11 protein-coding genes and 1 pseudogene are annotated in these 11,616 nt (G+C 70.6%); 7 read left to right on the top strand and 5 right to left on the bottom strand.

What is annotated here, in order from left to right; translation table 11 throughout:
* The first annotated feature begins 117 nt into the window (after window positions 1–117).
* Together ACGH7X_RS39705 and ACGH7X_RS39700 are read left to right on the top strand one after the other, a co-directional pair.
* Window positions 118–942 (top strand): type VII secretion system-associated protein, encoded by an 825-nt coding sequence (locus tag ACGH7X_RS39705; protein WP_399895587.1) that lies wholly within the window; start codon window positions 118–120, stop codon window positions 940–942.
* Window positions 943–1,143: 201 nt separating this feature from the next.
* Window positions 1,144–2,529, top strand: a complete 1,386-nt coding sequence (locus ACGH7X_RS39700) for a ricin-type beta-trefoil lectin domain protein (RefSeq protein ID WP_399895585.1) — start codon at window positions 1,144–1,146, stop codon at window positions 2,527–2,529.
* 45 nt (window positions 2,530–2,574) lie between these two features.
* On the opposite strand, the gene ACGH7X_RS39695 is transcribed toward ACGH7X_RS39700, so the two are convergent.
* Complete coding sequence (locus ACGH7X_RS39695) at window positions 2,575–2,718, bottom strand: hypothetical protein (RefSeq protein ID WP_399895582.1); 144 nt, start codon at window positions 2,716–2,718, stop codon at window positions 2,575–2,577.
* On the opposite strand from ACGH7X_RS39695, the pseudogene ACGH7X_RS39690 reads away from it, so the two are divergent.
* Window positions 2,702–2,987 (top strand): annotated as a pseudogene (locus ACGH7X_RS39690) (hypothetical protein); the annotation flags it as partial. The gene ACGH7X_RS39695 and the pseudogene ACGH7X_RS39690 overlap by 17 nt on opposite strands.
* Window positions 2,988–3,396: 409 nt before the next feature.
* Here the strand turns inward: ACGH7X_RS39690 and ACGH7X_RS39685 are convergent.
* A complete protein-coding gene (locus ACGH7X_RS39685; RefSeq protein WP_399895579.1) occupies window positions 3,397–4,428 on the bottom strand; it encodes an aromatase/cyclase in 1,032 nt (343 codons plus the stop codon).
* 934 nt (window positions 4,429–5,362) lie between these two features.
* Here ACGH7X_RS39685 and ACGH7X_RS39680 point away from each other — a divergent pair.
* Window positions 5,363–5,815, top strand: a complete 453-nt coding sequence (locus ACGH7X_RS39680; RefSeq protein ID WP_399895576.1) for a phospholipase — start codon at window positions 5,363–5,365, stop codon at window positions 5,813–5,815.
* 200 nt (window positions 5,816–6,015) lie between these two features.
* Here the strand turns inward: ACGH7X_RS39680 and ACGH7X_RS39675 are convergent, their stop codons facing one another.
* Complete coding sequence (locus ACGH7X_RS39675) at window positions 6,016–6,969, bottom strand: ScbA/BarX family gamma-butyrolactone biosynthesis protein (RefSeq protein ID WP_399895573.1); 954 nt, start codon at window positions 6,967–6,969, stop codon at window positions 6,016–6,018.
* A gap of 192 nt (window positions 6,970–7,161) precedes the next feature.
* Complete coding sequence (locus tag ACGH7X_RS39670; protein WP_399895571.1) at window positions 7,162–8,184, bottom strand: acyl-CoA dehydrogenase family protein; 1,023 nt, start codon at window positions 8,182–8,184, stop codon at window positions 7,162–7,164.
* 319 nt (window positions 8,185–8,503) lie between these two features.
* Between ACGH7X_RS39670 and ACGH7X_RS39665 the strand changes: the two genes are divergently transcribed.
* Complete coding sequence (locus ACGH7X_RS39665; RefSeq protein ID WP_399895568.1) at window positions 8,504–9,157, top strand: ScbR family autoregulator-binding transcription factor; 654 nt, start codon at window positions 8,504–8,506, stop codon at window positions 9,155–9,157.
* Between the two features lie 46 nt (window positions 9,158–9,203).
* Entirely contained in the window at window positions 9,204–9,890 is a 687-nt protein-coding gene (locus ACGH7X_RS39660; RefSeq protein ID WP_399895565.1) for an HAD-IB family hydrolase, read from the top strand.
* 16 nt (window positions 9,891–9,906) lie between these two features.
* On the opposite strand, the gene ACGH7X_RS39655 is transcribed toward ACGH7X_RS39660, so the two are convergent.
* A complete protein-coding gene (locus ACGH7X_RS39655; RefSeq protein WP_399895562.1) occupies window positions 9,907–10,503 on the bottom strand; it encodes a TetR family transcriptional regulator in 597 nt (198 codons plus the stop codon).
* A gap of 222 nt (window positions 10,504–10,725) precedes the next feature.
* Here ACGH7X_RS39655 and ACGH7X_RS39650 point away from each other — a divergent pair, with 222 nt between their 5' ends.
* Window positions 10,726–11,589, top strand: a complete 864-nt coding sequence (locus tag ACGH7X_RS39650) for a transketolase (RefSeq protein WP_399895560.1) — start codon at window positions 10,726–10,728, stop codon at window positions 11,587–11,589.
* The last annotated feature ends 27 nt before the right edge of the window (window positions 11,590–11,616 follow it).

Genomic DNA, 11,616 nt, shown 5'->3' with positions numbered 1-11,616 from the left:
GTATCGACTGACACACGTGAACGCGTCCGGAGGCGGCCGGCAGCCGTGCGCACACGCACCGCATCGTCCTGAAGGGCTGAGAACCAGATGACCGACGCAACTGAGCCAACGTCACCGGTGGGCGAGGAGCTGTTGCCCGTGGAGCAGTTGCCCGAGGTTCCGCCGCAGATTCAGGAAGCGGCCCGGGTCGCCCCCGACCACTGGTTCGGCATAGTCGATCCCGCCTGGCGGGGGGAGGAAGCGCCACCGAACTGGGCGGTGGTCGGGCAGTACCGCTCCGACGCCGACGGCAAGGTGGTGGCATGGCAGGACAACCCGGAATACCGGCCCTCGCCGAGTGCCAATGGCTGGCCCGACCCCACCGACCCGGTCGACGAGGCGATACAGCTCGCGGCCACCGGATACGGTCCCGAGGAGGATGTCTTCCGGCTGCTCGCCGGAGCGGAGGTCGGCGTCCTGCTCACGCCCGACGGAAGCCCTGTAGCGGCCTGCAGCCCCGACGGCGGCGCCGTGGTCCCGGTCTTCACCTCGGACGCGCAACTCCGGGCGCAAGGCCGCTATGCGGGGCGTACGCTGGCCGTCCAGGACCTCGTCCGGGACCTCGGCGAGAACCTGAAACTGTATGTGAACCCTGCGGGGCCGGTCAGCATGTCCGTCGCACCGGAGCAGCTCGCCGCGGTGTCCGAGCAGCCTGCGGACGTCGGTGCGGGTGAGCCGCCCGACGAGGCACGTCACCTTCAGGAGCCGGAGCAGGAGCCCGACCTCGGGCGGGAAGCCGTCGGCGAGTCAGAACCCGAGCCAGGTCCGGTCGTGGAATCCGAGCCAGAATCAGGCGCCGAACCCGAGGAGAACACCGGCGAGAAACACGAATCCGGCGGCGGAGCGACCATTGCCTCCACCCAGGACTACCTCGTCAACGTTCTGAGCGGCGGCGCCGGCTGAGGAACACGCGGTTTGACCCGGGGACAGGTGTGTCAGGGTAGGTGTCTCAAACCCTAGAATCAGCGACTGAACACCGGGCGGGTCACCGGCAGTCGACACAGTCGACAATGCGCGACAAGCGGCACACCAGCCGGGCTCGACCGCGGTGTCACACCAGAGTGTCGTATCCACGTGTCACACCGACCCCACCGGAAAGGTGTCATGACGACTTCAAGACCCCACGACTCTCCCGATGAGCAGACGTCCGTGGCCTGCGCTCGGACCGAGGCCGAGGCCGAGGGCGGCAGCGAAGCCGAGGAGAAGGCGGGGTCCGCCGCGACGACGGCGGAACGCATCCTGACCTCGGCGGCGCCGACCGGGCGGTCCGCCGTGCCCTCCGCGATGGCCGAGCCGGAAGCCGAGCCCGAAGAACCCGTACAACGGGAGGAGACCCAGGAGACCCAGGAGACCCAGGAGACCCAGGAGACCGAGGAGGCGGACGTCGCTTCGGAGGCGTCGGCTGATGACGTCGCGGAGCGGTCGCCGACGGCCGAACCGGCAACCCGAACGTCCACCGACCCGAAGGCGACTGCATCGGCGGACACCTCCACCGGAACCGCGGACACGACTGAGGACGCGGACACGGCCGCCGGATCCGACGGTGCCACCGGCGACTCCGCCGGCACGGCGGTCAAGGCCCTCCCCGGGCGCCCGCACAAGAGCCTGCTCGCGGGCGCCGCCATCGTCGGCGCGCTGCTGATCTCCGTACCCTTCATGATCAGCGGTGGTGACGGCGACGACGGGCGGTCCTCGCCGGGTCCGGGCGCCACTCCGGGCACAGTCCTGGAGGGTCTGGCCGCGGGGGCGGCACCCGGCGTGGTCGGTTCGGAGTCGCCCTCGCCGTCCTCGCCGCACACGTCCAAGGCCGAAGGCGCCGGCGCGCAGCCGAAGACCGTCACCGTCGAAGGCCCGGACGGCAAGCCGGTCACCGTGACGGTGACGCCGAAGGCTGGCACGTCGGGTGGCGGGAAGAAACCCTCGGCCGGGGGCGGACCGACGACCGTGAAGGAGGGGTCGGGCAAGTCGGCCACGGGTTCCGGAGGAACCTCGGGCGCCGCCTCCCCCGGCTCCGGGGGCACGTCCGGTGACACATCCTCCGGCTCCGGGGCGAAGTCGAACAACACGTCCCAGTCGGCATCGGGCGATTCCTGGTCCGGCGGTGTGCAGATCTACAGCCACGCCTCCGGCCGCTGCATAGGCATCGCCAACAGCCCCGGTGCGGCCACCGGTTCCAAGCTGGTGATCTGGGACTGCTACAACGAGTCCTACCAGCGGTGGAAGTTCGTCGACGGCACCGTGCGGTCCGAGGGCAAGTGCATGAACGTCAGCGGCGGCGCCACGAACAGCGGTGCCGTCATCAACTGGACGGCGTGCAACGGTTCGGGCGCCCAGCAGTTCCGGCTGAACGCGGCGCACGACCTGACCAACCCGCAGTCCGGCAACAAGTGCGTCGACGTGATCGACCAACGCACCGACAACGGAGCACGACTGCAGCTGTGGCAGTGCTCCGGCACACCCAACCAGAAGTGGAGCACGCGCACCCCGTAGCAGCTTCTGACATCACGGTGCACAGGAGGGCGTCCGGCCCCGCCCCTACGAGCGGGCCGGGCGCCAGGTCCTGTCGTCGTCGTAGGACGCGTCCCGTCCCGGAACAGCTCGGGCCGTGCCGTGCAGCCGAGGGCTGTGCGTGTGGCGGATGTTGTACTGGAGGCCCTGACCGGGCTCGCGTGCGGACAAGGCGGCACTGGCGGCGCAGGACGTGCTCGCCAAGATCGCCGAAATGCAGGACTCGGACCGGGCCATGGCCGAGCGTAGGCGGGCATTCGACGGCAAGATCGTCTGCTTCTTCCAGAGCGCGGCGAAGTTCAAGGCGCGTTACGCGGCGCTCGGCTTCAGCGATCAGGCGAACCTGGACGACGGCCATATGCGGGTGGGCCGGCTTCGTCCTGACGAAGGTGACACCCGCGGTGGAGAAGCAGATCGCCGCGCTGGTGAAGCAGGCGGTGGGCTGGGGGTGTCGGTCCACGGGCCGACGACGAGACGCCGGTCCGATCGGGCCCCCCAATTTCTTCGGCGGGGCCCCGATCTCGTCTCCCACATGTGCGCCAGGTCAATCAGGACGGCCCAGGGAGCGTGCCTCATTGCTTTGACGTCAATGAGGCACGCTCCCTGGGACGGATCAGGTTGCGCGGCGCAGCGGAACGACGACGTTCTCGCCGAGGGCCTTGGCACGCATGAGCCGCCCCCCGTCCTCGACGGGCACGAATTCGGCGGCGAACAGGGTTCTCAGCCCGTGCGGATTGCCGCCGGAACACGGGTCTGCGAGCAGCGACTCCAGCCGAGCCGCGCGTCGCCAGACCGGGCGTCACCGGACGCGTCCCCGGTGACGCGGTCCAAAAGCCCCGGTCGTGGTGGTCATCGGGCGCGGTCAGCTCCCTGGGACGGCAGCGGGCGGACACCGAGCATGCGTACCGCCGACTCCGCATGCCGCTTGGCCAGGTTCATCGTCGCCACGCCGGCGTCCCCCAGCACGGCCCGCACATGGGCGCGGGCCTCTCGCGGCCCGGCACCCTCGCCCAGGACACGGCCGACACCGCGCTCGTCCAGCACCGCACCGTGCCGGACCACGACCGTCGCGCCCCTCTCGTCCGGGACGACCGACCACTCGCCGCGGCAACTCCTCAGCAGCGGAGACGGAACCGTCTGCTTGAACACGATGCGTCCCGCGTGCGGAAAGCACATCCGCACCGACTCGCTGGTGTGCCTCGGGCCGCCCGGCGTCGAGCCGTCCACCGACACCCGCTGAACTCCCGGCGCGTCCTCCACCACGCGCACCGCCTCGACGTGCGGGACGACGCCGGGCCAGTCGCCCACCCGGTAGAGGAAGTCGAGGACGAGTTCGGCCGGACCGTTCACGCGGACCGAGTCCTCGAACGACAACGACAACGGCGACGACACCCCGCCCGTCGCGGACCGGTCCACCGCGGCTCGCCGCACGTCCTCCAGCATCGCGCGGGCGAAGTCGTCCACGGCCCCGCGCGCCGTTTCCGTGCCGACCCCGCCGCCGTCCGCCGCGACATCCAGCGCCAGGGTCAGGCGCGTAAGGGCCGACGGGCCGGGCTCCACAGTCCAGGAGCCGCTCACCACGCCGGCGGCTGGCGTCGGCGACTCCTGCCGGAAGTCCACCCGCCCGGCCGCCGGTGACAGCACCCGCCTGGAGTACCAGCCGTGGACGCGCCCGCCCACCAGCGCCCACATGCGCAGCCGTTCGGTCCTGCCGTCGAAGTCCAGCGGTTCGACATGGACGCTCGGACCCAACAGGGAGGGCCAGCGGGTGGCGTCCGCGACCAGGCCGTACACCAGGTCCGCCGGAGCCGGGATCAGCACCTCGTGTCCTGTGCCGCGCACACGCCCGGGACGAACGAGCGGCGCTACTGGTGTCGTCATGGTCGACCTCCGGTGTGGTGATGCTCCCGATCCTGTCCGCCGCGTCTGGAAGACCGGGGGAGGCGTCCTGGAGGAACGCTGCAGGAACGGTCCGAGGGCACTCAGGACCGGGCTGCGGGCAGGGACTCCCAGAAGCCGAACCGGTACTCCTCGGCGAGACCGACCGACCGCAAGCCGTCCGGGCCCGAGGCGAAGGACCGCGCGTTCGCCGACGACGGCGTGCCCGGAGCCCAGTCGGTCGTACCGGTACGGGCGAACCGCGACCACGTGCGGGCGGATCTCCTCCAGCTCGAAGAGGTAGGGCAACTCGAAGGTGTGCGGCTCCACCGGGAAAGACGGCTTCGGGTACGTCTCCTCGTCCGCGTACCAGGGGGTCTCGCGATCGTCGAACGTATAGGTGTACGTACGGACCTGCCGCGCCAGGGCCCGGTTCGATTCGATGGTCAGCCGGCCCGGATGGGAGTCGGTCAGCGCATCACCCAGAGCGAGCGCCGGGGCGTCCCGGTACGCGGCCGCGGGATAGTTTCCTCGGCCGGGGTAGGCGGCAGCAGCTCACCGCCGTAGACGGTCCCGCCGTCTTCTTCACCGTGCAGACGACCGTATGAATTCCCGATCACCTGGGGAGCCGGTGGACCACCGTGGGCGGGGTGGGGACAGCCGCAGGGTCGTCGAAAGTGTGTGCCCCCATGGCGGTCGGCGGGCCACCACGCCGCCGGCAGCTCCCGCAACCCCTGAAACACACCGCTCGGCACCCCACTGGCGCCGGCACCAAACCCCGTGCGGCCACAGACCCCCGCCGCCGCCCGCCACAGTTCTCCCCCTCCCCTCCCACTCTCCCGCGCGAGTGACCCCAGAGCGGCGCCGAGCGGCCCCCGGCACCGGCGGAACGCCACGAGGCTGAGCACATCCACCGACCGATCCGCAGGAGGAACACGTGCGCCGTCGACTCGTCCCCACCGCCGTGCTGTCCGCAGCCATCGCCCTGGGCACCCTCGCCGCATCACCCGCCACGGCCGCGCCGGCGGACAAGGCCCAGGTCCTCTCCAGCTGGACCCAGACCAGCGCCGGCAGCTACAACGCCTGGGTCGCGGCTCGCGCGAACCAGGGCACGTGGAGCGCCTACGCCTTCAACTGGTCGACCGACTACTGCTCCACGTCCCCCGACAACCCCTTCGGCTTCCCGTTCCAGACGTCCTGTGCCCGCCACGACTTCGGCTACCGCAACTACAAGGCGGCAGGCACCTTCACCGCCAACAAGGCGCGACTGGACAACGCCTTCTACGCCGATCTGAAGAGAGTCTGCGCGGCCTACAGCGGCGTGAAGAAGACCTCCTGCAACGCGACGGCGTGGACCTACTACCAGGCGGTCGACAAGCTGGGCAGCTGACAACCGCTCAAGAACGACCGGAGGTCCGTGGCCCGCACCACGGACCTCCGGTTGAGTCCCGAGCCGCCGCCGAACTGCGTCATTGCAAGGACCCGCGCCGCCGGCCTGGCGCAGGCCCTCGAACCCCGGCACGTCATGCGATTCTCACCTCGTCGGCCGGGCACGGTGCACACGGCGCCGTACCCGGCGGCCCGGTGAGGTCAGGTGCCCGGTACGGGTTCCATCGTGACGATGGCGACGAAGGTGGTGTTCTCGTTCTGTGTCGCGGTCACCAGGAACCGGGGGCGGCCCTGGGGGCCGATGTGCAGTGGGTCCGTGCGGATCCAGCACGGGACGTCGAGTTCGGTGTAGCGGTTGAACGCGACGTCCATCGCCACCGCCACCATGGGGCGCGGCCCGGCGACGGTGTGGGCGGCCTGACGTGCGGCCTCCAGCAGGAGCATCCCGGGAGCGTGGTCGACCGGGTGGTCGAACAGGATCGGGTGGTCGAGGTCGATGCGCAGTCGGTTCTTCCGGGGTGTCGCGGTGGGGGAGAGCACGACGTCGGCGTGGTGGGCGCGGCCCACGGTCGCCGGGGTGCAGGGCTGGGGGAGCGGGTTGGCCGCGGCCCGCTTCGTCGTCGCCTCCAGGTCGGCGTAGGTTCCGCCGCGGAGGCGGTGGTACAGCGGCAGGGAGTGGTTGTGGAAGGCCGTGTGCACGGAGCCGATCGAGGTGTCGCCGCGCCGTAGGGCCACCGACATCGTCAGTCCGGCCAGCCGCGTGGAGCGCCGCCTTCCTGGTGTGCAGACGGCATGCATGAGGACCGGTATCCGTTCGTCCTGCTCGGGTATGGCCAGGGCGGAGGCGTTCAGCGAGTAGCGCAGAGACTGCCACGACTGCCGGTCGTCCTTGGCGGCGCCGTACCCGGCGTGACTGATCAGCGGGATGGACTGGCGGACCGCCTCGATCGCCAGGAGCGGGTCGAAGTGACCCTGCTGCGGCGCGTAGAACGTGTGCTGGCGGGGCCATGCCGCGTCGATCAGGAATTCCTCGTCCGCAGGTCGCAGCCACGAGGCGAGCAGAACCTCGCCCGAGTCCCGCTTGTGGACGAGGTGACCGGGCACCCGGTCGGCGACCGGGGTTGTGCGGGCGGTGAGCATGGTGGTGCCGTGCATACGAACTCCCCCTCGATGCAGGTGATCTCAAAGCAACCGGGAAACATCGTCGTTTCCGTCGGTGTCCGAAGCAGGTGCGGCAGCTGAAAGAAGCGGACAACGACGCGGACAACGACGCGGATGACGAAGTGGATGACGAAGTGGATCAGGACGGTCGGACGGCGGAAGCCGGGACGCGAGGCGCCGGTCGCGTCACGGCAGCGTTGCGGGTGTGGTGAGTGCCTTCACCAGAGCGGCGGCGGCCAGATCCGTCTGCAGGGCGCCGTGGGCCGCCACCGTGTGGATGTCCCGCCAGGCTCGCTGCAGTTCGCCGTCCGTGCGCACGACATGGCTGCCGGTGCGGACCAGGCGCTCCACCGCGTCGGAGAGCATGGTGACCGCCACCGCGGCGTCGCGCTGGTTGAGCGCTGTGATCTCGTCGGTGACGTCGGAGGTGTCCGCGCGGAGCGCGGCGTGCCGCAGCAGCAGGTCGGCCGCGTCGATGTGCGCGGGAACCGTGCCGAGGGTGGTGCGCACGGCTGCCGTCTCGGTGCGCGGCAGCCCGGTGGCGGCGGCCGGCTGCAGCGCCCAGCCGGTCCACTCGCGCAGGGCGCGGCGGGCACTGCCCAGCGCCGTGGCGGCCAGGAGCAGCCCGCCGGCCCACTGCGCGGGCACGGCGTGGCACCTCGCCCGGCCGGGGGCGGGGCAGCCGACGAGAAGGTCGGCCAGGAGGAAGGAGCGGCGGTCGGGGACGAACACGTCGTCCACGCTCACGCTGTGGGTCCCGGTGGCGCGCAGGCCGGTGCTCTCCCAGGTCTCCTTCACGGCCAGCACCTGGCGGGGCAGGGCGAAGACCCGGGCGGTCCGGTGGTCCGCCTCGATGTCCGGCGCCGCCACCAGGATCCACTGGGAGTTCTGGATACCGCTGGCGAACTGCCAGGTGCCGCGCACGTACCGGCCGCCGTCCACGCGACGGGCCTCACCCGCCGGCGGCATGATCGCCGCCGCGATGCGGGTCGCGGGCGATGTCTCCCAGACCTCTTTCTGACCGGCCTCGGGGAGGTGGGCGGCGAACCGTCCGTGCGCCGCCCACAGTGCTCCGCACCAGGCGGCCGACGCGCAGTGCTCCGCGATGTGGGCGGCATCGGCCAGCAGGGCGGCGAAGCCCCCCTCGTCGCCTCCCCTGGCGGACGGGACGAAGTGCGAAGGCAGACCGGCCAGGGTCAGAGCCTCCACGGTCTGCGCGCCCAGTGTGCCGCCGAGGTCGGCACGCCGGGCGTCCTGGCCCGCGACACGGCCCGCGTGGCGGGCGCCGGGGCGCGGTCGGGGGAAGTTGCAGGGTGGTTCTGACGGTAAGTCGAGGGCGGCGGCTCCGCCCTCCTGCCGATGGATGTCCGAATCACCGGTAATGGACCCATACGTCACGCTGACCTCTTCCTCTGCGCACTGTGTCGAAAGGTGGCGGTGGAACGATGAGTTGAGCGTTGCCCGGTACAATACATTCTCGTAGGTATATTTCAACTGGATTCCGGTCGCGACCCCAGGGAGCAGGCACATGCCCACCCCAGACACACCGAGGCGGCCCCGCACGGCAGTTGCCGGGCGCGAGATGAAGGACCTCCGTCAAGAGCGGGCGGTACGTACGCGTGCGCAGGTGCTCGCCGCGGCCGCCGAGGCGTTCGCCGCCCGGGGGTTCCCGCGCGTCACGATTCAGGACGTCGCCGAGCTGGCGGACCTGACCAAGGGTGCCGTGTACTTCCACTTCGGGAACAAGGAGTCCTTGGCCACCGCCGTAGCCAAGGACTTCTACGAGCAACTGGGCACAATCGGGCAGTCTCTGCATGCCGAGGCACTGCCGCCTCTGGAAGCCGTCAAGCAGTTGCTTCTGCGAACCGCTCGGGCCTTTCGCGACAACGTGACGGTACGGGCCGGCGCGCGCCTGCAGATCGAGCGGTCACTCATCGAGAGCGATCTGCCGATGCCCTACGTACGGTTCGAGACCATGGTCACGGACTACTGTCGGCAGGCGGTCGCCGCCGGCCAGCTGCCCACCGACAAGGACCCGGCAGACCTGGCTCAGGTACTGGTTTCCGCGTTCTTCGGCGCGCAGCACATCTCCTGGGTCCTCAACGAGCGGGCCGACCTGGTCGACCGGGTCGAGCGGATCCTCTCCGTCTCGCTGCCCGGGCCGGTGGCCGCGCAGGGCTGACACGGAGCACGCAGACCATCCCGACTGCCCGACGGAGGAACGGATCGTGACTGCACCGTCCCAGGCGCCCGCGGCCCGGCGTCCGGCCTACCTGGTCTTCAGCGACGTCGACGAGACGCTCATCGACTGCAAAAGTCTCTTCGACTTCCTCAGGTTCCACCTGGTCCGCCGCCACGGCAGCCGGGGGGAGCGGAGGTATCTGCAGGTACGCCGGATGCTGCACGACGCCGCGGCCGCCGGCGCGGACCGCGCCGAACTCAACCGCACCTACTACCGGTACGCCTTCGCCGGCCAGAGCGCCACGGAGGTGTACCGGTCGGGTCGCGCATGGTTCGACGCCCGTCGTGCCGAACCCGGCTTCTTCATCGGCTCCACGCTGGGCGAACTGCGCCGGCACCAGGCGTGCGGAGCCACTGTGGTGCTGGTGAGCGGGTCGTTCGCGCCCTGTGTCGACCCGATCGCCGAGCACGTGGGAGCTGCCCGGGTCCTGTGCACCACACCGGTGATCGCCCAGGGCCTCTACACCGGCGAGGTCGCCCGGACGATGATCGGGGAGGGCAAGCGCTCGGCTGCGCTGCGAGTACTCGGAGAGCATCCGGACGTGGACCCGCAGGAGTGCTACGCCTACGGTGACCACGCGTCCGACATTCCGCTGCTCGACTGCGTGGGGCGTCCCAGGGCGGTCGGCGACGCCCCGCACCTCGGTGCCTACCTCGCCCGGCGTGCCATGTGATCCGGGCAGGGGCGGTTCAGGGCTCCGGTCGGCGGCTGCCGGGCGACTCGGCGGCGGGCCCCCCGCCCTTCCCGGGGGCCAGTACGTCACACAGTTCTCGCAGGTCGTCCTCGTGGCGCCCGCCCGTCGGGGTGTGCTGCAGACCGAGGACCGTCCACAGCAGGGCGCGACCGAGTCGTTCGGGGTCGCCGCCCGCCGCGCTGTGCTCCAGCAGCGATGTCAGGACGCGCAGGAGAGCGTTCAGCTCGCAGGTCATCTCCCCCCGCTCCCCGTCGGGAGACTCCGCCATCAGGCGCAGCCCGGCCCTGAAGCGGTTCTCGTGGCAGACGCGACGCGCCAGTTCGACCACGAGTTCCCGTAGTGCCCGCGCCGCGGGCACCGCCCGAGCACCGCTCCTGGCGGCCAGTGCGGACAACTCGTGCCGGAACAGACTCGTCAGCTCGTCCGCCAGGGCCCCCTTCGACGCGAAGTGACCGTAGAGGGCGCCTCTGGTCAGTCCGGTGCGTTCCACCACCCGTTGGAGGTTGGCGTGGGCGAAGCCGTGGGCGGCGAACTCGGCCGCGGCCGCGTTCAGGATCGCCTCACGCGTCCGTATGGCTCTCTCTTGCTTCATTCAGCAGCCTCTCCCGTCTCCACATAATTCTTTGCCGAATGTTTCTACGGCAGGCGTTCTGGCGCAAGTCGCCCACGCCGCCGACCAAACGCAGGGAGATAAGGGACTAATTGGGACATAAGTCGACTCGATCACTCGATTTCGCCAGGATGTCCGGTCTCAGAAATTGATACCTTCGCGAAGGTATGATTCTGTGGAACCCACCTGGAGGGAGTTGTGACTGTGGGCGCTCCAACGATCCTCGCGGAAGACGTCTACCGTGAGGAACTGGCAAGGGCCGGTGCACAGGACGGCAGGGTCGTGTGTGTCGAAGCCCTGCCCACTCGTGTCCGGCATCCCTTCGAGACGGCCCATCCGGACCGGTTCTTTCAGCTCGGCAGTGTCGAGAGCGCCACGTTGACCATGGTCGAAGGCCTTGTCACGGCCGGATTCAGGGTGTTCGTGTGCGGGGTGGGGCTGGAGGCGGGAGTCAGGGCCGCGCGGCTGCCCCGGCTGTCGACGTCCTGCCTGGCGGCCGGTGCGTCGGTCGTGGTGCCGGACACCCAGGCCGACCCGGCGGACCTGCTCCGCACCCCACGCGTACAGATCGCGGTGCCGAGCGGTGTGCGGGAGATCAGGGGAGTGGTGCGTGGCGCCGTCCGCTCGGGGCGGCCGCATCACATCCGCCTGGGCTCCGCCGCGCCGGTCGACGTTTCGGCGGACTGGGCCGGTGCGGACGACGGTGACATCCCCTCGGTCGTCTGGGGCGCCGACCGTGCGCGGGGTGGCGCGGACACCCAGGTGTGCCTGGTCTCGGTCGGTGAGCACGGGGCGCGGCTCGCCGTCGCGGTGCAGGAGCGCTTCGCAGGGGCGGCGCACGCGCGCCTGGTGTACCTCGACGACAGCCACCTGACCGCGGCCTCGGGCGAACTCGCCCGGCGTTGCAACCGCTTCGTGGTGCTCGGCGGGCATCAGGGGCCGTACGGAGTGCGGTCGCGGCTGAGCAGGCTGATGCCCGGCTGCGACGTCCGGGCCTTCCCGGTGTGCGCAGAGGCCGCCTCGGACGTCGACCGGGTGCTCTCCCTCCTGGAAGGTCTGCGGTCGTGAGGGGGTGTCGGAACGACCGGGCGGGCC

Origin of the sequence: Streptomyces sp. BBFR51, from assembly GCF_044591655.1 — a bacterium.
Lineage (GTDB): Bacteria > Actinomycetota > Actinomycetes > Streptomycetales > Streptomycetaceae > Streptomyces.
The sequence above is the reverse complement of the archived record's forward strand: the minus strand, read 5'-3'. Positions and strand labels throughout refer to the sequence as shown.

What these genes read in the sequence shown, in the direction of transcription:
- ACGH7X_RS39675 (WP_399895573.1), bottom strand. Translation starts at nt 6,969, where the DNA reads ATGCACGGCACCACCATGCTCACCGCCCGCACAACCCCGGTCGCCGAC.
- ACGH7X_RS39665 (WP_399895568.1), top strand. Translation starts at nt 8,504, where the DNA reads ATGCCCACCCCAGACACACCGAGGCGGCCCCGCACGGCAGTTGCCGGG.
- ACGH7X_RS39655 (WP_399895562.1), bottom strand. Translation starts at nt 10,503, where the DNA reads ATGAAGCAAGAGAGAGCCATACGGACGCGTGAGGCGATCCTGAACGCG.
- ACGH7X_RS39700 (WP_399895585.1), top strand. Translation starts at nt 1,144, where the DNA reads ATGACGACTTCAAGACCCCACGACTCTCCCGATGAGCAGACGTCCGTG.
- ACGH7X_RS39685 (WP_399895579.1), bottom strand. Translation starts at nt 4,428, where the DNA reads ATGACGACACCAGTAGCGCCGCTCGTTCGTCCCGGGCGTGTGCGCGGC.